At 51.8% G+C, this 22,474-nt stretch carries 23 protein-coding genes; 14 read left to right on the forward strand and 9 right to left on the reverse strand.

Translation table 11 applies throughout. The annotated features are described in order from the left end of the window. Nucleotides 1-39 precede the first annotated feature (39 nt). Nucleotides 40-465 (reverse strand): DUF4124 domain-containing protein, encoded by a 426-nt coding sequence (locus OES20_03665; GenBank protein MDH3633781.1) that lies wholly within the window; start codon nucleotides 463-465, stop codon nucleotides 40-42. Between the two features lie 201 nt (nucleotides 466-666). On the opposite strand from OES20_03665, the gene OES20_03670 reads away from it, so the two are divergent. The 5 genes from OES20_03670 (at nucleotide 667) to OES20_03690 (ending at nucleotide 5,482) form a co-directional block, all read left to right on the forward strand. After that, nucleotides 667-1,569 carry a LysR family transcriptional regulator gene (locus OES20_03670; protein ID MDH3633782.1) on the forward strand — a complete coding sequence of 301 codons (903 nt, stop codon included), beginning with the start codon at nucleotides 667-669 and terminating at the stop codon, nucleotides 1,567-1,569. Between the two features lie 37 nt (nucleotides 1,570-1,606). Beyond that, nucleotides 1,607-2,668 (forward strand): AI-2E family transporter, encoded by a 1,062-nt coding sequence (locus tag OES20_03675; GenBank protein MDH3633783.1) that lies wholly within the window; start codon nucleotides 1,607-1,609, stop codon nucleotides 2,666-2,668. 78 nt (nucleotides 2,669-2,746) lie between these two features. Then, complete coding sequence (dapA, locus tag OES20_03680) at nucleotides 2,747-3,622, forward strand: 4-hydroxy-tetrahydrodipicolinate synthase (protein ID MDH3633784.1); 876 nt, start codon at nucleotides 2,747-2,749, stop codon at nucleotides 3,620-3,622. After that, complete coding sequence (bamC, locus tag OES20_03685) at nucleotides 3,619-4,725, forward strand: outer membrane protein assembly factor BamC (protein MDH3633785.1); 1,107 nt, start codon at nucleotides 3,619-3,621, stop codon at nucleotides 4,723-4,725. The genes dapA and bamC overlap by 4 nt, the downstream gene beginning before the upstream one ends. Nucleotide 4,726: 1 nt before the next feature. Next, nucleotides 4,727-5,482, forward strand: coding sequence for an MBL fold metallo-hydrolase (locus OES20_03690; protein ID MDH3633786.1), 756 nt, complete (start codon nucleotides 4,727-4,729; stop codon nucleotides 5,480-5,482). Here the strand turns inward: OES20_03690 and folE2 are convergent. The 8 genes from folE2 to ccsA form a co-directional block, all read right to left on the reverse strand. Continuing rightward, nucleotides 5,479-6,303: a GTP cyclohydrolase FolE2 gene (folE2, locus tag OES20_03695; GenBank protein ID MDH3633787.1), complete on the reverse strand. Its 825-nt coding sequence runs from the start codon at nucleotides 6,301-6,303 to the stop codon at nucleotides 5,479-5,481. The two genes, OES20_03690 and folE2, sit on opposite strands and share 4 nt — an antisense overlap. A gap of 320 nt (nucleotides 6,304-6,623) precedes the next feature. Further along, complete coding sequence (locus tag OES20_03700; protein ID MDH3633788.1) at nucleotides 6,624-6,833, reverse strand: cold shock domain-containing protein; 210 nt, start codon at nucleotides 6,831-6,833, stop codon at nucleotides 6,624-6,626. Between the two features lie 171 nt (nucleotides 6,834-7,004). Beyond that, entirely contained in the window at nucleotides 7,005-8,873 is a 1,869-nt protein-coding gene (dxs, locus tag OES20_03705; protein MDH3633789.1) for a 1-deoxy-D-xylulose-5-phosphate synthase, read from the reverse strand. A 28-nt stretch (nucleotides 8,874-8,901) separates the two neighbouring features. After that, nucleotides 8,902-9,807 carry a (2E,6E)-farnesyl diphosphate synthase gene (ispA, locus tag OES20_03710; protein ID MDH3633790.1) on the reverse strand — a complete coding sequence of 302 codons (906 nt, stop codon included), beginning with the start codon at nucleotides 9,805-9,807 and terminating at the stop codon, nucleotides 8,902-8,904. Then, nucleotides 9,797-10,042, reverse strand: coding sequence for an exodeoxyribonuclease VII small subunit (locus tag OES20_03715; protein MDH3633791.1), 246 nt, complete (start codon nucleotides 10,040-10,042; stop codon nucleotides 9,797-9,799). The genes ispA and OES20_03715 overlap by 11 nt, the downstream gene beginning before the upstream one ends. Before the next feature lie 27 nt (nucleotides 10,043-10,069). Continuing rightward, nucleotides 10,070-11,431, reverse strand: a complete 1,362-nt coding sequence (gene radA, locus OES20_03720) for a DNA repair protein RadA (protein MDH3633792.1) — start codon at nucleotides 11,429-11,431, stop codon at nucleotides 10,070-10,072. Further along, nucleotides 11,424-12,725: an HlyC/CorC family transporter gene (locus OES20_03725; protein MDH3633793.1), complete on the reverse strand. Its 1,302-nt coding sequence runs from the start codon at nucleotides 12,723-12,725 to the stop codon at nucleotides 11,424-11,426. Before OES20_03725 ends, radA begins: the two co-directional genes overlap by 8 nt. A 19-nt stretch (nucleotides 12,726-12,744) precedes the next feature. Continuing rightward, on the reverse strand, nucleotides 12,745-13,533 hold the full coding sequence (gene ccsA, locus OES20_03730) for a cytochrome c biogenesis protein CcsA (protein MDH3633794.1): 789 nt from the start codon (nucleotides 13,531-13,533) through the stop codon (nucleotides 12,745-12,747). Between the two features lie 283 nt (nucleotides 13,534-13,816). Here ccsA and OES20_03735 point away from each other — a divergent pair, with 283 nt between their 5' ends. The 9 genes from OES20_03735 to OES20_03775 all read left to right on the forward strand — a co-directional run bounded on the left by OES20_03735 (nucleotide 13,817) and on the right by OES20_03775 (nucleotide 22,474). Continuing rightward, complete coding sequence (locus OES20_03735; GenBank protein MDH3633795.1) at nucleotides 13,817-14,581, forward strand: 3',5'-cyclic-nucleotide phosphodiesterase; 765 nt, start codon at nucleotides 13,817-13,819, stop codon at nucleotides 14,579-14,581. Nucleotides 14,582-14,641: 60 nt separating this feature from the next. Next, nucleotides 14,642-16,009: a signal recognition particle protein gene (gene ffh / locus OES20_03740; protein ID MDH3633796.1), complete on the forward strand. Its 1,368-nt coding sequence runs from the start codon at nucleotides 14,642-14,644 to the stop codon at nucleotides 16,007-16,009. 287 nt (nucleotides 16,010-16,296) lie between these two features. After that, nucleotides 16,297-16,548, forward strand: coding sequence for a 30S ribosomal protein S16 (rpsP, locus tag OES20_03745; GenBank protein MDH3633797.1), 252 nt, complete (start codon nucleotides 16,297-16,299; stop codon nucleotides 16,546-16,548). Nucleotides 16,549-16,554: 6 nt separating this feature from the next. Continuing rightward, a complete protein-coding gene (gene rimM, locus OES20_03750; protein MDH3633798.1) occupies nucleotides 16,555-17,064 on the forward strand; it encodes a ribosome maturation factor RimM in 510 nt (169 codons plus the stop codon). Between the two features lies 1 nt (nucleotide 17,065). Beyond that, nucleotides 17,066-17,815 (forward strand): tRNA (guanosine(37)-N1)-methyltransferase TrmD, encoded by a 750-nt coding sequence (gene trmD / locus OES20_03755; GenBank protein MDH3633799.1) that lies wholly within the window; start codon nucleotides 17,066-17,068, stop codon nucleotides 17,813-17,815. A 39-nt stretch (nucleotides 17,816-17,854) separates the two neighbouring features. Next, a complete protein-coding gene (rplS, locus tag OES20_03760; protein MDH3633800.1) occupies nucleotides 17,855-18,199 on the forward strand; it encodes a 50S ribosomal protein L19 in 345 nt (114 codons plus the stop codon). A gap of 61 nt (nucleotides 18,200-18,260) precedes the next feature. Next, nucleotides 18,261-20,033 carry a hypothetical protein gene (locus tag OES20_03765; GenBank protein ID MDH3633801.1) on the forward strand — a complete coding sequence of 591 codons (1,773 nt, stop codon included), beginning with the start codon at nucleotides 18,261-18,263 and terminating at the stop codon, nucleotides 20,031-20,033. Nucleotides 20,034-20,145: 112 nt separating this feature from the next. Continuing rightward, a complete protein-coding gene (htpG, locus tag OES20_03770; protein MDH3633802.1) occupies nucleotides 20,146-22,044 on the forward strand; it encodes a molecular chaperone HtpG in 1,899 nt (632 codons plus the stop codon). Beyond that, a complete protein-coding gene (locus tag OES20_03775; protein MDH3633803.1) occupies nucleotides 22,034-22,474 on the forward strand; it encodes a PilZ domain-containing protein in 441 nt (146 codons plus the stop codon). Before htpG ends, OES20_03775 begins: the two co-directional genes overlap by 11 nt.

Below are 22,474 nucleotides of genomic sequence, written 5' to 3' on the forward strand. Positions count from 1 at the left end.
CCACCAGCGGTTAACAGGGAATTAGGTAATAAAGTCCCTTTACTCGCAAAAGCGCTCGATGTCGGCTTCGCTTTGGGTCTTACGTTCTTCGATTTCCTCGCTTGTCATATAGCGTGTGCTACCGTCAACAGATCGAAGTTTGATGCGGTTACTGTTGTTAATAATCTTGAGATCCTCTTGCGCTTTTTCACAGGCTACCCGGGCCTGGTCTTCGGGGACATTTTCATTCTGAGCGGCATCGCCAGAGCCGCCCGCAGTCGCCTGGGAGCTATCGGGTGATGACAGCCGGGGCAGTGCTTTACCGGGATTACTCGGGGCTGATTGAACGCGAACGCCTTCAGTCTTGGCTGTAACGGGTGGTGCGTCACCGTAATGGGTATTGCCTTCCTCGTCGACCCACTTGTGAATCGTTCCCGCATTCAACGACATCGAGGTCAGTAACATCAGGTAAATCAAATAGCGCATGGTTTTCCCTGTTTCGCATTATTTATGGTCTACGAACCCAAAGAATAGTTGTCATCCAGATATTTACAATCTTTTTTTAATGTCATCCCTTAATCCCAGGACCCGTTTTTTGCGGCAATCATCAATGAAATTTATCTATCCTGTAGGTATCTATAAAAACAATATATAATGTCTTCCCGGACAAATGGGCTAACGTACGCTATGAGCGATCGCAGACTCAAGGTTTTCCACACTGTTTCCAAGTTGCTAAGTTTCACCAAGGCCGCCGAAGCGCTGCACATGACCCAGCCCGCCGTAACCTTCCAGGTACGTCAGCTCGAAGAGTACTTTAACACCCGCCTGTTTGATCGAACCCATAACAAGGTCAACCTGACGCCGGCCGGGGAGCGTGTTTCCGAGTTTGCGGAGCGCATTTTTGACCTGTATTCGGAGATGGAAAACACGGTTCGCGATTTGACGGGCGAGATCAGCGGTGCGCTGACCATTGGTGCAAGTACAACGATCGCCGAATACATGTTACCGGCATTGCTCGGGGAATTTAAAATTTGTTACCCGGATATCAACCTGCGTCTCAAAGTTTCAAATTCCGAAGGCATCGTATCGATGGTTGAGCACAACGTGATCGACCTTGGCGTGGTCGAGTCGCCGGTAAGCAACAAGAACCTGATTGTCGAAGTGTGCTATGACGATCAACTGGTTGTGATTACCGCGCCCGACCACGAACTCGCAAAACGCGGCGACAAGGTGAAGGCCTCCGATATTGTCAGGTACCCTTTTGTCAGCCGTGAAGAAGGTTCCGGCACGCGCGAGGTGATCATGCAATATTTCCTCGATCAAAAGATCAAACCCAGTGATTTGAACTTCAGTCTCGAACTCGGCAGTCCAGAGTCGATCAAGGGGGCAGTTGAGGCCGGCATGGGAATTACGATAATTTCTCGCTCGATCATCGGCAAGGAATTAAAATTGAACACGCTTTGTGAACTGCAACTTGATCCACCGTTGAGCCGACCTTTCTCCTTTGTTCGCCAGCGACAGAAATTTCGGGTCACGGTAATGGAGAAATTACTCGAGTTCGCTCGATCCTATTTCGAAGACAACAAGTAGCTTCAATTGAATCAAGCTTTGAGTAAAACTACGCGCCATGTTTGATATTTTACAACAGTGGTACCGCCGCCATTTCACCGATCCGCAAACCGTGATTTTCGCGTTTATACTGGTGTCCGGTGCGTTGCTAATATTTGTCCTGCATGCGCATCTACTGCCGATTCTTGTCGCGATGATTATTGCCTATCTGGCTGAAGGGTTGGTGGCGTGGTTGCATAAAATCAATCTTGGACGAACAGTAGCGGCGAGCGTTGTAACTGCACTCATGATTACGGCAATCATCCTCACGTTTTTCGTGTTATTGCCGCTGCTGTCCAAGCAGGTTACCGAATTGTTCCGCGAAATGCCGAACATGCTGAGTCAGGGCCAGCATTTGCTGCTGCAACTTCCCGAGCAATATCCTGATTACGTCTCTGCACAGCAGATCGAGGAAGTTCTGACTCTGGCACGCAACGAATTGACGTCTTTCGGGCAGCGCGCGGTGAGCATTTCGCTATCGTCAGTTGTCGGTGTAATCACCTTCCTCGTTTACATGATTTTACTGCCGCTGATGGTGTTCTTTTTTCTCAAAGACAAGGAACTGATTCTTCGCTGGCTCGCTGATTTTCTGCCTGAAGAGCGTCGATTATTGCGCACCGTCTGGGCGGAACTCGACATCAAGATTGCGAGTTACGTGCGCGGCAAGGTCATTGAGGTTTTGATTATCTGGGTGGCTACTTATATCGCATTTGCAATTATGGGGCTTAATTATGCGATGCTGCTCAGCCTTGCAGTCGGCCTGTCGGTTATTATTCCTTACGTCGGCGCCACCGTGGTTACGATTCCTGTCGCCCTGATCGCCTTTTTCCAATGGGGCTTCACTTCGGAGTTTGGCTGGTTGATGGTGATTTACGGTTTTGTCCAGTTTCTGGATGGTAACTTGCTGGTGCCTTTACTGTTCTCGGAAGTGGTCAATCTGCACCCCGTCGCGATCATTGTCGCGGTCGTATTTTTCGGCAGTTTATGGGGTGTGTGGGGTGTTTTCTTTGCGATCCCGCTGGCGACTTTAATCCAGGCAATTATCAAGGCCTGGCCATCCGATGATCTAATTGCTGAATAAGCAGCAAATTCTTGTACATTCACAGCAGTCTTTATAACATACGTCCCTTGATTGGCCATGGGAGAACCGGGGTTGTCCATGTTTAAAGGCAGTATCGTTGCACTGGTGACACCAATGCTCGACAAGGGAGATGTCGATTATACGGCGCTTGAAGCGCTCATCGAATTTCACGTTCGTGAAGGGACTCAGGCGCTCGTAATTGCCGGCACGACCGGTGAATCGGCAACTCTGAGCCCCGACGAACACTGTGACCTGTTACAAAAAAGCTACGAGATCATTAGTCAGCGCCTGCCGATGATTGCCGGCACCGGTGCCAATTCGACCGCCGAGGCTATCGAACTTACCCGTTGTGCGAAGTCGAGCCATGCGGAGGCCGCGCTGCTGGTATCTCCTTACTACAACAAGCCAACCCAGAAAGGCTTGATTTTGCATCACCAGGCGATCGCCACTGCAGTTGATATCCCGCAGATTCTTTACAATGTTCCGGGGCGCACCGCCTGTGACATGCAGGCCGATACCGTAGCCGAACTGGCTAAAGTCAGTAATATCGTAGGCATCAAGGAAGCGACTGGCAGCATGGACCGACTTGCCGATATCAAGCGTCAGGTTGACGATGATTTTGCTTTGTTAACCGGTGACGATTCGACGACCTGCGAGTTTATTTTAAACGGGGGTCATGGTGCGATTTCCGTAACCGCCAACGTGGTCCCTGCCAAAATGGCCAGGATGTGCCAGCTTGCTCTGGAAGGTAAGGAGAACGAGGCCCGCGCGGCGGATGCGGAAATTGCCGAATTACATCGGCTGTTGTTTATCGAGTCCAATCCAATACCTGTCAAGTGGGCGATTTCGCAGATGGGTTTCGGGGAGCTGAACCTGCGTTTACCGATGACAGTTTTAGACGAACAGTACCAGCAACCGCTACGCCAGGCCCTGGTCGCCTGCGGAGCGCTATGAAGTTAATTCCAGCGGTATCGGTTTTGCTACTTGCAGCATTGCTCGCGGCTTGCCAAGGCATGGGTGCGGATAAGCGTTATCTCGAAGCGTCGCTGGGTAGAAACCTGGAACTGCCTCCGGACCTGTCCGAAAATGAGGAAGGTTCCAGTTTTGAATTGCCGACTGGATTTTCTGGTAATGCGGACGGATCGACAGACAAAGTGCCGGTACTGGCGAGGGTAGAATCGCTGCGACTCGAGGGCAGCGGTGATCTTTACTGGCTGAATGTTGACGAGCCGGTCGATAATCTCTATCAGCTGGTTAAGATTTTCTGGTTTTCCGAAGGCTATCGCCTGGTAGTCGATGAACCGGTTATCGGAATTATGCAGACCGAATGGGTATTGACGGAACAGGGTACTAGTGAAGATGTCCGCCCGTGGTACCAGAGACTGTTCGCAAGCGACGACCTTTCCGCAAGCCAGGATCAATTTAAAACCAGGATCGAGCTAGATCCAAATGGGCAGGGTGGCCGGATCTATATCGCTCATCGTGGAACCGAGTATGTTCACGTGCTGGAAACCACCAGCCGAAGTCAAACGAAGGACGATAGCGACGGTAATCAATGGCGCTTTCGGCAACCCGAACCTGAACTCGAGATCGAAATGTTGTCACGCCTGATGATTTACCTCGGTCTGCAAAAAGCCGAGGTCGAGCAGCAAGTGGCGGATATAAAATTGCTTAGTCCAAGGGCTTTCCAACACATCGATCCAAGTGAAAAATCCCCATTCCTGATTGTAAAGGATCCATATCAGATCGCCTGGAATCGGATTTATCATCAACTTGAGCGCATGAATTTTGAAATCGAATCTGCGAAGTTTAAAAGAGGATTACTCCTAGAGGGCGTGATAATTGTCAATGCGCAGTTCTCCGAGAGTGAAGAGCAAAAAGGATTATTTTCTTTCTTCTCCAGTTCCAGTGAAAACGTTAAAAAACAAATCGTGGTGGTGTTGGCCGAAGAAACCCATGAACACACCCGGGTAATGATCGAAACGAGCAGTGGAGATTTTGATACCTCTCCTGAGGGGGCGGCATTTCTGGACCTGTTATATCGGAATATCAGATAACATGCGTATTGCCTCGTTGGGAAGTGGCAGTCGGGGTAACGCGACCCTGGTACAGCACGAGCAAACAACACTGCTGGTTGATAACGGGTTTTCTTTAAAACAGTTTACGCAACGCCTCGAGCGATTCGAAATCGATCCCGGTTCGATAGACGCGGTGCTACTCACCCACGAACATGGCGATCACAGTGGTGGAATCGAGCGTCTTTGCAATAATCACAATATTCCGCTCTGGACTGCGGTGGGTACCGCTCGCGCCACGCTGCCACCCGATTTTCGCTACCATAGGCTGGTGGCCGGGCAAGCCGTTACCTTCGGCGGGATCGAGGTTTTGCCGATCACTGTGCCCCACGATGCCAGCGAGCCACTGCAGTTTATTTTTCATCAACTGGACAATGGTAAACGCTTAGGCATTCTCACCGATACCGGTCATGTAACAAGACACATCGTCGAGGCTTTCAGTCGTCTCAATGCGTTGTTACTCGAGTTTAACCATGATCCCGACTTGCTGGAAGCAGGACCGTATCCGGATATGGTGAAACAACGCGTCGGTGGAAATCTCGGACATTTATCAAATCATCAATCGATCGATTTACTGCGTCAGATAGATACCGCCAGTCTAAGCTGCCTGATTGCCGCCCATATTTCGGAAAAGAATAACAGGCCGATTATCGTCGATGAGTTGATTCGGGAGCTGGAAGATGTGCCGCCCCCGGTGCTGGCCAACCAAAACGAGGGTTTTGACTGGATATCGATTTAGGCTTTTTTATCGGCGTCCTTATCAAACTCGATCAGGGCATAAGCCGAGTGGTTGTGAATCGACTCAAAGTTTTCTGATTCGAGTACGTATTGCCGAATACGATCATCCTTGTTTAGTTCGCCCGCGATATCGCGCACCATGTCTTCGACAAACTTGGGATTATCATAGGCTCGCTCGGTCACGTATTTCTCATCGGGACGCTTGAGCAGGCCATAGAGCTCGCAAGAAGCCTGTTTTTCGACAATATCGATCAGTTCTTCTATCCAGATAAATCCGCTGGTTCTCGCATCAAGCGTGACATGTGAACGTTGATTGTGGGCACCATAATCCGAAATCGACTTGGAGCATGGGCACAGGCTGGTTACCGGAATCTGGACCCTGATGCGGGTGTTGGTGATGCCGGCATTTATTTCTCCAACCAGGGAAACCTCGTAGTCAAGCAGCGACTCGACCCCCGATACCGGTGCTTTCTTGTTTACGAAGTAGGGGAATTTCATTTCGATGTAGCCCGATTCGGCTTCGAGCAGTTCAGCCATTTCCCTGAGCATGTCGTTAAACGATGTATAGGATATTTCCTTCTCGTGATCGTTCAGTATCTTGACGAATCGCGACATGTGCGTGCCCTTGAACTGGTGCGGCAGGAAAACAAACATGCTGAAGGTTGCGATGGTATGTTGTTTGCCATCGGAGCGGTCTTTAACAATCACCGGATGGCGAATATCCTTGATTCCAACCTTGTTTATTGCGAGTTCGCGTGTATCCGCGGATCCCTGGACGTCGGGAATCGTCGAAATTGTTGACTGTGCTGGTTCACCATTCATGACTTGATCCTTAAGCTATAACTTTGCGCATCGCAGCAGTAGATTAGAATGCGTGATACACGGGATGGAAACTACCGGCATTGCAATAACCGAGTAAAATCGTAGGTTATTATACCGAGCGTATGGGGTAAGGCAAATGTTCATATTCGCTATTTTCCCTTTAACATTGCAGAATGTGATGGATAGCTGCGGTCCTCATCGCCGAATTATTGAGCACAGTCTGGAAGTTAACGAAATCGGTAATTTCGCCGGTTTGCTGAACCTGTCTGCGAGAGACGGGAATCAGGGATGAGGTATAAATCTATTGTTGTTATTATAAATTAAGCGGGTGAAACGTCTTCGGCCTGCGGGCCCTTTGCGCCATCCGTAACTTTCATCGTTACGGCCTGACCTTGCTGAAGCGTCTTATGACCTTCAGACTGAATGGCGCTGTAATGAACAAAAACGTCTTTTCCACCTTCTTGCGAAATAAAACCATAGCCCTTGGCATCGTTAAACCATTTAACTGTGCCAGATACTGTTTCAGACATAACATTACTCTGTAGCTTGTTGATATTTATGTCGATTTTTACTACTCGACATCGCACATTGTAGGATAAACCTTATGCGGACGCCATTATTTAAACCAGGCGGTGCGAAACCTATACAATGCTACCCGAATTCGGCGGTTCAGATTTTCTTCTGTTGTCGCGGCAGCCTGTCTAGCTACGGGTAAACTCGACGATAGAATTGCGTATCGTATCGGCATCGAGCCCGTAATCTTTCAGTATCTGTTCCCGGCTCCCCTGGGAGGGGAACTCGTCGTTGAGCCCCAGGCGCAACAGTGGAGTGTTGATCTTTTCCTGGTTCAGGTACTCGAGAACAGCCGAGCCTGCGCCACCGGCAATACTGGCATCTTCCAGTGTTACCAGGAAATCGTGGTTGGCGGCCAGGTCTTTTATCAGTGTTTCGTCAAGCGGTTTGATAAAACGCATGTTAACGAGACTGATATCGAGATCGTCGGCGATTGGTTGCGCAATGTTGAAAAGACTGCCAAATACCAGTAGTGCGGTTTGTTTCCCGACTCTTGTCTGTATCGCCTTTCCGATTTCAGCGTCAATGTCAGTATTCACTGCCGAGGGTTGTGCGACGCTGTCTCTCGGGTATCGCACCATGGCCGGCCCGGGATATTGATATGCAGTGTTGAGCAACTCGAACATATCTTCACCGTTTGCGGGAGCCATCATGATGACGTTCGGGACACACCGAGCAAAGGCAACATCAAAATTACCGGTATGAGTGGCGCCGTCGGCACCAACAACACCGGCTCGGTCAACCGCAAAAGTTACATCGAGATTCTGTACTGCCACGTCGTGAACAAACTGGTCATAGCCGCGTTGCAGGAAGGTTGAGTAAATCGCAACCACGGGTTTGAGGCCCTCACAGGCCATCCCGGCGGCGAGAGTTATCGAATGTTGTTCGGCGATGCCGACATCATGGTAACGCTCCGGTATCTCCTGTGAAAACCTGACCAGTCCCGAGCCTTCCCGCATTGCCGGCGTAATCGCATGCAGCTTCGGCTCTGCATGGCCTTTGGCAACCAGCCAGTCGGAAAATATATTGGTATATGACTGCAGGCCTGGTTTGCTCGAGGACTTGACTTCGCCGGTTTCCGGGTCAAAGGGACCCACGCCGTGAAACTTGCAGGCATCTTCCTCGGCCGGGGCATAGCCCTTACCTTTGCGGGTGACGATGTGGAGCATCCGCGGCCCGGGTATTTGCTGTAAATTCCGGATAAGGGATAGCAGGTCTTTCAGATTGTGGCCATCGATCGGTCCGAAATAAGAGAAACCGAGTTCTTCAAACAGGGTTCCCGGCGTTACCATGCCCTTGACGTGTTCCTCGGCGCGCTTGGCCAATTCCCAGGCACTGGGAATCCTTTTCAACACTTTTTTACTGCCCGAACGCAGGCTCGAGTAAATCTTGCCCGACCAGATACTGGACAGGTATTTTGACATGGCGCCGACATTGGGCGAAATCGACATTTCGTTGTCATTTAAGATGACCAGCAGGTTATTGTCGATGGCGCCGCCGTGGTTGAGTGCCTCGTAGGCCATGCCGGCAGTCATGCCACCGTCACCGATGATAGCCACGTTCTTACGTTCGATCGCTTGCGCGTGCGAAGCAATCTCCATACCCAGCGCGGCGCTGATTGATGTACTGGAATGACCGGCACCAAAATGATCATATTCCGACTCGGTAATTTTAGGAAAACCCGACAGGCCACCCTGCTGTCGCATTCCCGCCATTTGATCGCGTCGACCGGTTAGTATCTTGTGCGGGTAGCATTGATGGCCAACGTCCCAGACCAGTCGGTCATGCGGTGTATCGAACAGGTAATGCAGCGCAATCGTGATTTCCACCGATCCCAGTCCTGAGGCGAGGTGACCGCCGGTGCGCGCCAGGCTTTGTAACAGGAAAGCGCGGATTTCGTCAGCCAGCTCTGGAAGTTGCGCTTCATCCAGTTCGCGTAAATCCGCAGGGTTGTCGATCTGCGCCAGAATCGGGAAGGTATCGCTTAATTTAGTCAAAGAATTGCTATCCGGCATGAGATTACGGTTAGTTTTTCCGCTCGACGAACCAGGCCGAAATATACCTTAAAATGTCGGCTTCCTCACCAAATATCGATAGGGCCTCTAGCGCGTTCTGATGCAACTCCTGGGCTTTTTCATAAGACGCCTCGAGACCGATGATCGAAGGGAAGGTCGGTTTATTTTTGGCGCTGTCAGATCCTTGCGTCTTCCCGAGCATCTCGGTATCGCCAATAACATCGAGGATATCATCCTGAACCTGGAACGACAGGCCGATGCACTTGGAATACGAATCGAGCGCTTTGAATTGCTGCCGGGTCAGGTTGTTTGTGCTGTACGCCACCAGTTGTACACAGGTACGAATCAGGGCGCCGGTCTTATGGATGTGCATGGTTTCAAGTTCCGCGATGTTCAGCGTTTTACCAACCGCGGCCAGATCGATTGCCTGGCCGCCCGCCATACCGCGTGAGCCTGAGAACAGGGATAGTTTTTCGATCATTTGCAAACGAGCCGCCGGGTCATCGACCATTTCTGGATCATGGCTTATGATGTAAAATGCTAGCGCCTGCAATGCGTCTCCCGCGAGTATGGCAGTGGCTTCATCGAACTCGCGATGACAGGTGGGGCGACCACGTCGCAGGTCATCATCGTCCATCGCCGGCAGGTCGTCATGGATCAGTGAATAGGCATGAATGATTTCAACTGCAGCGGCCACGCCATCGACTCGTTCCAGTTCGATGCCGAGCGCCGACGCCGTTGCGTACACCAGGATTGGTCGCACCCTTTTTCCCGGGGCCAGCACCGCGTATCGCATTGCCCGGTGCAACCGCAATGGATAAACGTCGGCCCTGGGAAGCCAGTTATCGAGCGCGGTGTCTACTCTTTGCTGGAATTCTTCAACCAGGGACTCGAAGACCTGGGCATCAATCTTCATCAATGTCTTCGAAGGGAACGGTTTGCTGCAGGCCGTTTTTTTCGATTAATTGTTCGACGCGCAGTTCGGCATTAGCAAGGGTATCCTGGCAAGTCTTTGCGAGTTTGATACCCTTTTCGAATTGCTCGAGTGACTCTTCCAGACCCAGTTCGCCGGATTCCATGTTGCCGACTATTTTTTCCAGGTGCTGCAGGGATTTTTCGAAATCTTTGAGTTTGTCTTTGTTTTCAGTCATTTTATTGCTCGCATTCGAATCAGCGCATTATAGTGTATCCAGGGTATCAGCTAAATGACTGACCGGTATTAACTTCAGGTTATCAAACAATCCGCTTTTCGGCATGTTGGCCTGTGGAATGATTGCCGTCTTGAATCCATGTTTACTGGCCTCGCGCAGGCGCTCTTCGCCATTGGGTACGGGCCTGATTTCACCGGATAATCCGACTTCGCCAAAGACCAGTGAGTGCCGGTTCAAGGGGCGATCACGATAACTGGACAATATCGCAAGCAAGATCGCGAGATCTGCTGCCGTTTCGGTGATGCGTACACCCCCGACCGCATTGATAAAAACGTCCTGGTCAAAGAGTGGAACACTGCCGTGGCGCTGCAAAATAGCGATCAGCATAGCCAGTCGATTTGATTCGAGGCCCACGCTGAGTCGCCGTGGCTGGCCACCGTGGCATTCACTGACCAACGCCTGAATTTCGACCAGGAAAGGGCGTGTACCCTCGCGCGACACCATGATTACGCTGCCCGATACGGGCTGATCGTGCTGGGCCAGGAATATCGCCGAAGGATTACTGACCGGCTTCAGACCCTCGTCAGTCATCGCGAAGATACCGAGTTCGTTGATTGCGCCAAATCGATTCTTGACCGCGCGAATCACGCGGTAGCGGGTCGAAGCATCGCCTTCAAAGTAAAGCACGGTATCGACCATGTGCTCCAGTACCCGCGGCCCGGCAAGCTGACCTTCCTTGGTCACATGACCGACCAGGACGATGGCGACATTGGATTGCTTGGCAAACCTTACCAGCATGGCGGTACTCTCCCTGACCTGGCTGACCGAGCCCGGCGCCGATTGCAGGCTGCTGCTGAATATTGTCTGGATCGAATCGATGACCATGACCGCGGGCTTGATCTTGCCAGCCTGCTGGATGATATCTTCTACACAGGTCGAGCTGAGTAATTTCATGTTGTCAGCCGGGATACGCAGACGGGTGGCGCGCAAGCTGATCTGCTGGGGCGATTCTTCGCCGGTGACGTACAGCGCTTCGTGATCCTGGCTGATCAGGGTCAGGCACTGCAACAAGATTGTAGACTTGCCGATTCCCGGATCTCCACCGAGCAGCACGACCGAACCTTCTACCAGGCCCCCACCCAGTACGCGGTCGAGTTCATCGATCTGGGTGCCGAAACGAGGCGTTTCGCTGACGGGAACCTGGTTGAGGGTAAACACTTCGGCCCCACCGGCAATCCCATGCCAACTAGCCCTGCTTCCCGGGCTCGACGGTAAGACCGGAATCTCCTCGATACTATTCCAGCTTTTACAGTCGGGGCATTGCCCTGACCATTTGGGTAACGCGGCTGCGCATTCCCGACACTGAAACAGTGCATTTTGCCTAGCCATCGGGCGATGGCTCGGATTTTATATCGGTCGTATCCTGATCCGGCAGCAGGGAGATACGGGCGGTTTTAACCATGTTGTTTTTGACCTGCATAATTTCGATCGGGTAATCGTTTATTTTCAAGCTGGTGCCGGCTTCCGGAATGAATTCCATGTGCTCCAGAATCAGTCCATTCAGGGTTCGAGGGCCCTCGGTCGGCAGGTCGATGTCCAGCTGTCGGTTGATGTCACGGATATGAGTCGAGCCATCGATCAGGAGACTGCCGTCGACATCCCGGAAAAAGTCCTGGTGCAGGGCGCTGGGGTCGGTGGTGAACTCACCGACAATTTCTTCCAGGATATCCTCTATTGTTACCAGCCCCTGGATATCGCCGAATTCATCGACTACAAACCCGATGCGCCGCTTGTTCTTGCGAAAGTTCAGGAGCTGCGTCGTCAGCGCGGTTCCTTCTGGTATGAAGTATCCCTCGCGGGTCAGGTCGACCAGGCTTTCCGCATCAAATTCATCTTTCAACAGCAGCGGTAAAATCTTGCGCATTAACGCGATACCGATCAGGTTGTCGATATTTCCCGAGTAAATGGGTATGCGCGTATAAGACAGGTTGGTGATGAGTTTAAGGGTTTCGTGCCAGTCATCTTCCAGATCGATACCGATGATTTCGCTGCGCGGCACCATGATGTCGTCCACGGTCACCTTTTCCAGGTCAAGAATACTGAGCAGCATATCCCGGTGTGAATCCGGAATCAGGCCGCCGGTTTCATCTACTGCAACCCGTAATTCTGCCGAGGTGAGCGCGTCGTTATCGGCATCCTTGCCGGTCAACATAAACAGCCTCAGTACCAGTTTCGCGAGCCAGTCGATAATCACGACCACGGGGTAAGCTATCTTTGATAATGGTCGGTACACGTAGGCCGCTGGGAACGCTATTTTCTCGGGTCTGGTCGCCGCCAGGGTTTTTGGCGTTACCTCGGCAAACAGCAGTAATATCAGCGTTAAAACGCCTGCGGCGATGGCGATACCCGCCTCGCCGTAAAGGCGATATCCGATATAGGTCGCCAGCTGGGTAATCAGTATATTGATGAAATTATTGCCCAGCAGTATTAACGTGATAAGCTTGTCGGGGTTTTTCAACAGCTCTACAGCGCGGATTGCTCCGCCATGATCTTTGGCAGCCAGGTGCTTGAGACGATAACGATTCAAGCTCATCAACCCGGTTTCCGAACCGGAAAAAAAGCCGGATAGCAGGATCAGTGTGACGAATGCGATGAACAGCCAGTATAAGGGGATTTCGTTCAACTAGGTTTGTCGTCGATATTTAAAGGATAAACTCAAGCACCAGCTTGCTGCCGAAGAATGCAAGCATCAGGAAAGCAAATGCCGACAGGGTCCAGCGAATCGCGGTTTTACCGCGCCAGCCAAACTTTAATCGGCCGAATAGCAAAATCCCGAGAATGATCCAACCGATAATCGATAACACGGTCTTGTGGACCAGGTGCTGCGCAAATATATCTTCCAGGTAGACGAAACCGGTTAACAATGAAGCACTGAGGCAGATGAAACCGAAGCCGAGAAACTGGAACAGCAGGGTTTCCATATCATGCAAAGGTGGCAGATGACGGATGAAGCCGCCGGGGTGATGTTGTCGAATCGAGTGATCCTGGTAGGCCAGTAATGCCGCCTGGAAGGCGCCCAGCGTTATCAGGCTGTAGGCGATTACCGACACCATGATGTGCCCCTTGATTTCACTGTCACTGATGACTATCAGATGATCGGCAAAATGCAGGCTGGCGACCATACTGGCGCATCCACTGATCGGAAACACAACGATGCCGAGGCTTTCGATACGACGGTAAATGCAGCTTAGGATAATCTGGATCGAGATCAGCCATCCGATTAACGAAAAGGCGGCGAAAAAGCCGAGATTGAGGCCTTGAGACAGGATGATTATTTCATTCATTGCCATCGCTTGCAGCAGCATCGCGACGACGGCGGGTGACAGCGCAACCCAGCGCTGGTGTTGCTCGGTACCCAGCTGTTTGAAAATTAAAAAAGCAGACAAGCAATAGAAAAAGACGGCGAGCGCACTTGCGGTGATGGGCGACATGGCTTTCGATCAGTAGCTCAAGATTGAAGTGTAACTGAAAATTCGGATGGTCGCACTAGCGTGCAATGCCTATTCCCGTTAATAAATTGGTTCAGATATCACGAGTTGGCGCGAAATTTTACGTGACGCCAGGTAACAGCAACCCGTTTTTTTTCACCCCCGGAGATTGCCATTTACCCCCGGGTTGTAAATAATTGCACAATTCCGTTGTCTGTTTGCTATAAATTCCGCAGTGAAGCAGGAAGTTTCACCTTCGTTATTCTGAGACGCTTTACCGAACTGCATGCAAATTAAAATACTGGGCTGGGCGGGTGGAATCGGCGCAAACCTGCGAACGACTTCCTTCCTGATAGATGACGATTTGTTAGTTGATGCCGGGACTGGTCTGGGCGATCTGCCGCTCAACCAGATGACGGGAATCCGCCGTATATTTCTGACGCATTCGCACATGGATCATGTGGTTGGATTGCCATTGCTCGCGGACAGTATGTACGGCGTCCACGATGAACCCGTTGTGGTTTATGCGCAGGAACAAACCATTGAGGCCTTGAAGTCTCACATCTTCAACTGGATCATCTGGCCGGATTTTTCCGAGTTGCCATCGAAGGAGAATCCTTCGATTAAATTTGAGGTCATGAATCCGGGTGACAAGGTAAATATCAGGTCTCGTGAAATCGAAATGATCCAGGTTAACCATACGGTCCCCGGCGTGGGTTTTTGCCTTGCGGACGATCAAGCCACCGTTGCCTTTAGCGGCGACACCACGACCAATGATAATCTCTGGGATGTACTGAATGGCTACGACAAGATCGACTTGTTGTTTGTCGAGGCTGCATTTCCGGATAATGATCTGGAAATCAGCAAGATTTCAAAGCATTACTGTCCCAGGCTCCTGGGTGAGGATGTTTTAAAAATGAAACATCGCCCCGACATCTGGCTGACCCATTTCAAACCGGGCGACGAAGAGCTGATTTACCAGGAATGTGTCGATGCGATGGCTGATTTCAATGTGCACCAGCTGAAAGGTGGTGAAATTTTCAAATTCTGACGGGTTTCCGAATAAACCCGCTGGTATAATCCGGCCTTTGCATAGCCTCGAGGCCACTTCATGTTCGAGAACCTGACCGACCGTTTATCCAAAACGCTGCAAGACCTGCGTGGCCGGGGCCGTCTCACCGAAGATAATATTCGGGATAGCCTGCGCGAGGTTCGCATGGCATTGCTCGAGGCCGATGTCGCGCTTCCGGTCGTCAAGGAGTTTATCGAGGCCGTACGGGTCAAGGCGCTGGGTCAGGATGTTATCGCGAGCATCTCGCCCGGGCAGGTGCTGATCAAGGTCGTTAACGACGAGCTGGTCTCGATCATGGGAGAATCCCAGTCGGTTATTGATCTGAATCATAAACCACCCGTGGTCGTATTGATGGCAGGACTGCAGGGAGCAGGTAAGACCACGACCGCGGCTAAACTTGCACGCAGGTTACGGGAGGTTGAGAAAAAGTCGGTGATGGTAGCCAGTGCCGACGTGTATCGTCCGGCCGCGATCGAACAGCTGAAAACGCTTGCGGCTGAAGTCGATGTCGAATTCCATCCCAGTAGTAGTGCGCAGAAACCGGTTGCAATCGCGCAAGAGGCCCTTTCTGCGGCCACCACCGCCGGTGTTGACGTATTAATCCTCGACACCGCGGGGCGACTGGCCATCGATACGCAAATGATGGATGAAATCCGTGCTATCCATGACGCGGTGGATCCGATCGAAACCCTGTTTGTCGTCGACAGCATGACTGGACAGGATGCCGCCAATACCGCTAAAGCGTTTAATGACGCGCTGCCGCTGAGCGGGGTGGTGCTCACCAAGATCGATGGTGATGCGCGTGGTGGTGCAGCCCTGTCGGTCCGGTACATTACCGGCAAGCCGATCAAGTTTATCGGCTCCGGTGAAAAAACGGATGCGCTGGAAGCATTCCATCCGGACCGTATCGCCTCTCGCATTCTCGGAATGGGCGACATCCTGTCGCTGGTGGAACAGGCACATGAAAAAGTTGATCAGGAAAAAGCGGAGAAACTGGCACGTAAAGTCAAGAAGGGCAAGGGTTTTGACCTTGAGGACCTGCGTGACCAGTTTACCCAGATGGAAAAAATGGGCGGACTGGGAAACCTGATCGACAAGTTACCGGGAATGGGGACTGGCGTCGCGCAGGCGATGCAGAATCCTCAGCATGCCAGTCAGATGAAACGCATGGTCGCGATCATCGATTCGATGACACCGCTCGAGCGGCGCCGGCCCGACGTGATCAATGGATCGCGCAAACGCAGGGTTGCGCAGGGATCCGGAACTCAGATCCAGGACGTCAACCGTCTGCTCAAACAGCATAAACAAATGCAGCGCATGATGAAAAAGATGGGTAGCAAGGGCGGTATGGCGAACATGATGCGGGGAATGAAAGGCAGGCTTCCACCCGGTGGAATGCCCTTTTAAAGTCACGCTTTATTAACAATAGCCGCGTCAGCATCGTGCTCGAACGAGCGCCTGTTATCTATACGCAGGTCCCGCGCGCGCTGCTTCCTTGCGGTTGCTGAAAAATCACGACAGGGCATTCCTGGAAATATCCTCATAAAAACAGGGTTTTAAGACTTCACAGGCGGGTTTATTTAGGTACAATACGCGGTCTTCTGACCTGAGGGTCAGTGGCAAACTGTTGTCTGATGACAGGTAGCAGGTGTTCGGGGTCGATCTTCGGATTCGATTATTATTGGAGATTTTGTATGGTTTCAATTCGATTGGCACGCGGTGGCTCTAAAAGACGCCCGTTTTATCACGTTGTGGTAAGCGACAGCCGTCGCGCGCGCGATGGCCGCTACATAGAGCGCGTCGGTTTCTTCAATCCCCAGGCCCGTGGCCAGGAGCAGGAGCTGAAACTCGACGATAGTCGGATCGATTACTGGATTTCTCAGGGTGCGAAGCCCAGTGAGCGCGTCGCCAGTTTGATCAAGGGAGCACGCAAAGCTGCGGCTTAAGTAGGCATGGGCCAACACGATGATGATCTGATCTGTGTTGGGCACATCCTGGGTTCGCAAGGATTAAAAGGCTGGGTCAGGGTGTTTTCGAACACGAGCCCACGCGAGAACATCGTAAGTTACGGTCCCTGGTATATCGAACAGGGTAAAGAACTCAAAGTGACGTCGGTGACGGGACGTTTGCAGGGCAAGAACGTGGTCGCGAGACTTGAGGGAATCGAGGACCGAACCCAGGCAGATGAGTTGATCGGTTGCCGGATTTTCATAAAACCGGAACAATTACCCAGCCTGGAAGCCGGGGAATACTACTGGTCCGACCTGGTCGGGTTATCGGTGGAAACGCTCGAGGGCGACCCGCTCGGAGAGGTCGCCTCGATGATGGAAACCGGCGCAGACGATGTGATGGTATTAAAAGGAGAGCGCGAGCGCTTAATACCGTTTGTAATGGATCAGATTGTCAGGGAGGTTGACCTGGTAAACCGGCGTCTGGTGGTTGACTGGTCACCCGAGTACTGAGATGCGAATCGATGTAATCACGCTGTTTCCCGAGCTGGTCGAACAGGTGATAAGTTGCGGGGTTGTCGGGCGCGCCGCCGAGCAGAAATTGCTCGAGCTGTGTTGCTGGAATCCGCGCGACTATACCCGGGACAGGCACCGCTCGGTCGATGATCGGCCTTACGGTGGGGGCCCGGGAATGTTAATGAAGGTACAGCCGCTGCAGGACGCAATCGGCGCAGTACGGGAACAGAATCCTGATGCCCGTCTGGTGTACCTTAGCCCGCAGGGTGAGTTGCTTAAGCAGCAAAAACTGGCCCGGCAGGTGGAACTTGGATCGGTTATTTTTTTATGCGGTCGCTACGAGGGTATCGATGAGCGCCTGATCCAGCGGGAAGTGGACGAAGAATGGTCTATTGGTGATTATGTCATCAGTGGAGGAGAGCTCGCAGCGATGGTCTGTATCGATGCGATGACCCGACTGATACCGGGCGCACTCGGACATGAGGACTCGGCGCAGCAGGATTCGTTTAGCGCCGGTTTACTGGATTACCCGCATTACACGCGGCCAGAGAACTACCTGGGAGATAGCGTTCCAGAGGTGTTGTTAAACGGCAACCACCGTGAAATTGACGCCTGGCGTGAGCAACAGGCACTCGGGCGCACCTGGCAGCGGCGGCCCGATCTGCTGCAACAGATCAGGCTTGATACGAGACAACAGGCTTTGCTGGATGCTTACATCAGCGAGGCTGAAAGGACTCGCAAGCGGTAAATTACACCGCGTAGAACTTGAGTTATTTGAGGAATTGACATGAGCAACATAATTGCACAACTCGATGCGGAACAGATGAGGTCTGATATTCCTGCATTTTCGCCCGGGGATATCGTGATCGTTCAGGTGCGCGTAAAAGAGGGAGCACGAGAGCGTTTGCAGGCTTATGAGGGTGTCGTAATTGCGAAGCGAAATCGCGGTATTAACTCGGCTTTCACGGTACGCAAGATCTCCCACGGCGAGGGTGTAGAACGTGTTTTCCAGACCCATAGCCCCCTGATTGCAGAGATCAAGGTGAAGCGACGCGGAAAGGTTCGGCGCGCCAAGCTGTATTACCTGCGTGGGCGTACGGGCAAAGCAGCGCGCATTCGGGAAAAGTTGTAGACCCTTTCGTTGCGAAAATGCTGGACAAAAAGCGTGTATGCCCGGGCTGCACGCTTTTTTTATGGCAGTTAACCAGCTGATGCTCAGTTCAAGAATATTACTCTTCGTCGCAGTGGGCCTGGGATTGTTATCCCCGGTTACTGCTGACGAACGACTCGACCTGTTGAAGAATATTTCAGCTGCGGGCGCTCCCGGGCTGACTTTGAAAATGCTCGACCAGGCCCAACCCAGCGTTGATGATGATTTGTACGAGTGGATACTCTGGGAGCAGGAACGACTGGCAATATTATCACAATGGCAGCAGTGGGATCAGTTGCTGATCCGCATCGAGGGATTGCCACATGATGTCCCTAATCAATTCAAGCATCAGGTTGTGACTTACCAGGCAAAGGCTTTTTTTGAACTTGGCCAAACCGCAACCGCGCGCCAGGTGCTGCGACAACAACTCTGGCAGGCTTCGGCCGGTGAGTCGGGCGAATACGAGACATGGCGCCGACAAGTCATTGAAACCTACATCGAAGATGGCCGTATCGAGGAAGCACGAATTGCGATGCTCCGCTTCGACCAGGATTTCGACAGTACCGATCTGGACTGGTTGCTGTTGCGCGCAAGGGTATTAATTGATTCAGGCCGTTATGAACAGGCGATCCTTATTTTACAGGGACAGGAAGCCTGGCAGGCAAGGTTGACCAGCATGCTGGCCAGTTTCAGATTGGATCAGATCGACAAGGCTGAACTCTGGCAGCAGGTTAAAAAGCGCAGCGAAAACAAAGCGGTCGGCGCCGAAGAACGAGCGACATTATGGGCACTGGGATACTTTGCCACCGAGCGGATGTCGCCGGTGGATCGCGTGGTTGCCTTGGAATCGTTATTTCGAATCGGGGTGCAGTCACCTCTGCGGCTATTCCAGATACCCGTCGACAGGTTGTGGCAGGCCTACCTTGAATATGCTGAACTGGTGGGCAATCGATCCGAACTGTTGCTCGGGGCAGATGATCAATGGTTGGAGATGGCGACCAAGTCGAGCAAGGTAACCCCGGTTAAGTCACGCTCCCTGTTCGCAATGCTGATATTGCAATCAGCAGAAAATGAGACTTTGAATCTGGCAGCCGCTGGTTATATGGATACGTTTGCCGAGGTTGACGAAGCGGAACGTAATCTGCTGGAGAATCTGTTCAATCGAAGCGAGATCTTTTCCAACGCGCGCAAGATTCCGCATGGGATACGCTATCAGCTCGTTGATCTGGCGTTGAAATCAACTGATATAGAAGAAGCGACACGCCTGATGTCAGGCCTGAACTCCTTCCCCGAGGGCACAAGTCGATTCGATTGGCAATTACGTCAATCCCGGGTGCTGATACTGGGTGGACGATACGAGGAAGGAAACCAGGTACTACAAAATCTGATTCGGGAGTATCGCGAAGTCGAGCCTGCAGCAACCGACCGAATTCTGCAAGTCCTGTTCGATCTCCAAACCGTGAACCTGCATGAAGACGCGATTACCCATTTCAATCGGCTATTGAGTCTCGAGATCGAACCCAAGCAGCGACGCGAGATTTTATACTGGATCGCGGACTCCTACCGCGGCCTGAAGCAGTTCGACCAGGCGGCTCTGCTGTATCTACAGTCCGCGATGCTGCCGGCGCCGGACTCGATGGATCCCTGGGCTCAGACCGCCAGATTCAACGCGGCAGAAAGCCTGCAGGAGTCCGGCCTGGTCGATGATGCGCGCAGGATTTACAAGGAATTGCTGAGCGTTATCGATGATGCCGCCCGACGCTCCATTTTGAATCACAAGATCCAGCAATTGTGGCTGAATCAGAGCGTTCAGTAGAAGAGACAGGCTCAATGTCAGCCAAAATTCGATGCCATCACGCTTGAAAATATGCCTCGATAACCGCATATAGTTGCGTTAATTATCACCTTCCAGTCGGAGAAAACGAGCTATGACTGCAACCGCAAATACTGAAACCCGGGGCTTTGAAACCGAAGTTAACCAGCTGCTGGATCTGATGATTCATTCGCTGTACTCGAACAAGGAAATATTCCTGCGTGAACTAATATCGAATGCCTCTGATGCCTGCGATCGATTACGCTTCACCGCGATATCGGATGCCAGTCTTTACGAAGAAGACATCGAACTCAAGATCAAGATCAGTTACGACAAGGACAACCGTACGATAACGATTAGTGATAACGGTATCGGTATGACGCGCGAAGAAGTCATCGATCATATTGGTACTATCGCGAAATCCGGAACCCGCGCATTTCTCGATTCGATTACCGGCGATGAGAAAAAGGACGCCAAGCTTATCGGCCAGTTCGGCGTTGGATTTTACTCGTCTTTCATCGTCGCGGAAGAAGTCACCTTGCGCACCCGCAAAGCGGGTGACAAATCCGACCAGGGTGTCGAGTGGGTGTCGCAGGGGAAAGGTGAATATAGTATTGCTTCAATCGATAAACCGGGCCGCGGTACCGAAGTAACCCTCAAGCTGCGCGAAAGTGAAGACGAGTTTCTAAACGACTGGAAACTGCGTTCGATTATTACCGCCTACTCGGATCATATCGATTTCCCGGTGGTCATGGATAAAACGGTTGAGCCTGAAGAGGATGATGGCGAAACCGTGGTTGAAGAAGAGATGGTTAACCAGGCCTCGGCGCTGTGGACCCGCCCCAGGTCTGAAATCAAGGACGAGGAATACAAGGAGTTCTACAAGCACGTTGCACATGATTTTGAGGATCCGATTGACTGGATTCACAATCGTGTCGAAGGCACGAATGAGTACACCTCCTTACTCTATATTCCCGCGCGGGCGCCGTTTGACCTTTACGACCGCGAATCCCGCTCAGGTATCAAGCTTTACGTGCAGCGCGTGTTTATCATGGAAGATGCCGAAAAACTGATGCCCCGCTACCTGCGATTCGTTCGCGGTGTGATCGATTCCAGCAATTTGCCACTCAATATATCGCGCGAAATGCTGCAGGGTAGCAAGATTATCGACAGTATTCGCAGCGGCTCGGTCAAGAAAGTATTGGGCATGCTCGAAAAAATGGCCAGGAATGATCCCGAGAAATATCAGAAATTCTGGAAGGAATTTGGCAAGGTAATAAAGGAAGGCCCAGCCGAAGATTTCGCTAATCGAGAAACAATCGGTAAATTGCTGCGTTTTTCGACAACGCATACCGGTGATGAAGAGCAAACTGTTTCACTGGACGACTATATCGGGCGTATGCAGAAAGACCAGGACAAGATCTACTACATTGCAGCCGACTCCCACGCGGCCGCCAGCAACAGCCCGCACCTGGAAATCTTTCGCAAGAAGGGAGTCGAGGTATTACTGCTTTCGGATCGGGTCGATGAATGGTTGACTTCCCACCTGATGGAATACGGGGGCAAGAAATTGCAATCGGTCGCGAAAGGAGAACTCGACCTGGGTGACGATGAAACTTCGGAGCAAGAGCTCGAAAAGAAGGCAAAATCAGCTGAGAAACTGCTCAAACGAATGAAGGATGCGCTCGCTGAAAAAGCCGCTGATGTTCGCGTTACCAATCGCCTGACTGATTCACCGGCCTGCATCGTGCTCAATGAGCAGGACATGGCCATGCATATGCAGCGCATCCTCAAGGAAGCGGGGCATGATTTGCCGAGTTCCAAGCCGATTCTGGAGATCAATACGGATCACCCGATCGTTAAGAAGCTCGATGCCGAAAAATCTAAGAAGAAGTTCGCAGACTGGTCTAGTATCTTATTTGATCAGGCATTGCTGGCTGAGGGTGGCCAACTGGATGACCCCGCCGGTTTTGTCGCTAAGCTGAATAAGATGTTGGTAACCATTGCCAGATAACACGACGATTCGAAAATTTATCCGTCACCCCGCAGGCGTACCGATAGAGGTTTCGCTGGACTGGGCGGAAGATGAAAACGACGAGACCGTAGACCAGACCATAACCAACGTCAGTCTTGGCGGTCTCGCGTTTGTTTCTCATAAACCGATCGAGTTGCTGGAGCGTGTCAGGATCTGCATCCCGGTACTAAACGAGGAAAATTACCTGGTCGGTAATGTTGTCTGGTGTGAAAAGGCGGGTAGTGGTTACGAAATTGGTATCGAGTTCGAAAAATCCAGGGATGCGTTTCGATTGCGAATGATTGAACAAATTTGCCACATCGAGCACTATCGCAAGGAAATCGCGAGACTGGAAGGGCGCGAGCTAAATCCCCAGGAAGCCGCCAAGGAGTGGATTACCAAGTACGCCGGCGAATTCCCGGCACTCTAA

The organism is Gammaproteobacteria bacterium, assembly GCA_029862005.1.
Classification (GTDB): Bacteria; Pseudomonadota; Gammaproteobacteria.

Bases quoted from the DNA above. Each gene is read 5' to 3' on its own strand.
- OES20_03690 (MDH3633786.1), top strand. From the start codon at position 4,727: ATGCGTATTGCCTCGTTGGGAAGTGGCAGTCGGGGTAACGCGACCCTG.
- OES20_03675 (MDH3633783.1), top strand. From the start codon at position 1,607: ATGTTTGATATTTTACAACAGTGGTACCGCCGCCATTTCACCGATCCG.
- OES20_03735 (MDH3633795.1), top strand. From the start codon at position 13,817: ATGCAAATTAAAATACTGGGCTGGGCGGGTGGAATCGGCGCAAACCTG.
- OES20_03670 (MDH3633782.1), top strand. From the start codon at position 667: ATGAGCGATCGCAGACTCAAGGTTTTCCACACTGTTTCCAAGTTGCTA.
- htpG (MDH3633802.1), top strand. From the start codon at position 20,146: ATGACTGCAACCGCAAATACTGAAACCCGGGGCTTTGAAACCGAAGTT.
- rplS (MDH3633800.1), top strand. From the start codon at position 17,855: ATGAGCAACATAATTGCACAACTCGATGCGGAACAGATGAGGTCTGAT.
- OES20_03700 (MDH3633788.1), bottom strand. From the start codon at position 6,833: ATGTCTGAAACAGTATCTGGCACAGTTAAATGGTTTAACGATGCCAAG.
- ffh (MDH3633796.1), top strand. From the start codon at position 14,642: ATGTTCGAGAACCTGACCGACCGTTTATCCAAAACGCTGCAAGACCTG.
- radA (MDH3633792.1), bottom strand. From the start codon at position 11,431: ATGGCTAGGCAAAATGCACTGTTTCAGTGTCGGGAATGCGCAGCCGCG.
- bamC (MDH3633785.1), top strand. From the start codon at position 3,619: ATGAAGTTAATTCCAGCGGTATCGGTTTTGCTACTTGCAGCATTGCTC.
- OES20_03765 (MDH3633801.1), top strand. From the start codon at position 18,261: ATGGCAGTTAACCAGCTGATGCTCAGTTCAAGAATATTACTCTTCGTC.
- OES20_03715 (MDH3633791.1), bottom strand. From the start codon at position 10,042: ATGACTGAAAACAAAGACAAACTCAAAGATTTCGAAAAATCCCTGCAG.
- rimM (MDH3633798.1), top strand. From the start codon at position 16,555: ATGGGCCAACACGATGATGATCTGATCTGTGTTGGGCACATCCTGGGT.
- OES20_03665 (MDH3633781.1), bottom strand. From the start codon at position 465: ATGCGCTATTTGATTTACCTGATGTTACTGACCTCGATGTCGTTGAAT.
- folE2 (MDH3633787.1), bottom strand. From the start codon at position 6,303: ATGAATGGTGAACCAGCACAGTCAACAATTTCGACGATTCCCGACGTC.
- rpsP (MDH3633797.1), top strand. From the start codon at position 16,297: ATGGTTTCAATTCGATTGGCACGCGGTGGCTCTAAAAGACGCCCGTTT.
- ccsA (MDH3633794.1), bottom strand. From the start codon at position 13,533: ATGTCGCCCATCACCGCAAGTGCGCTCGCCGTCTTTTTCTATTGCTTG.
- ispA (MDH3633790.1), bottom strand. From the start codon at position 9,807: ATGAAGATTGATGCCCAGGTCTTCGAGTCCCTGGTTGAAGAATTCCAG.
- trmD (MDH3633799.1), top strand. From the start codon at position 17,066: ATGCGAATCGATGTAATCACGCTGTTTCCCGAGCTGGTCGAACAGGTG.
- dapA (MDH3633784.1), top strand. From the start codon at position 2,747: ATGTTTAAAGGCAGTATCGTTGCACTGGTGACACCAATGCTCGACAAG.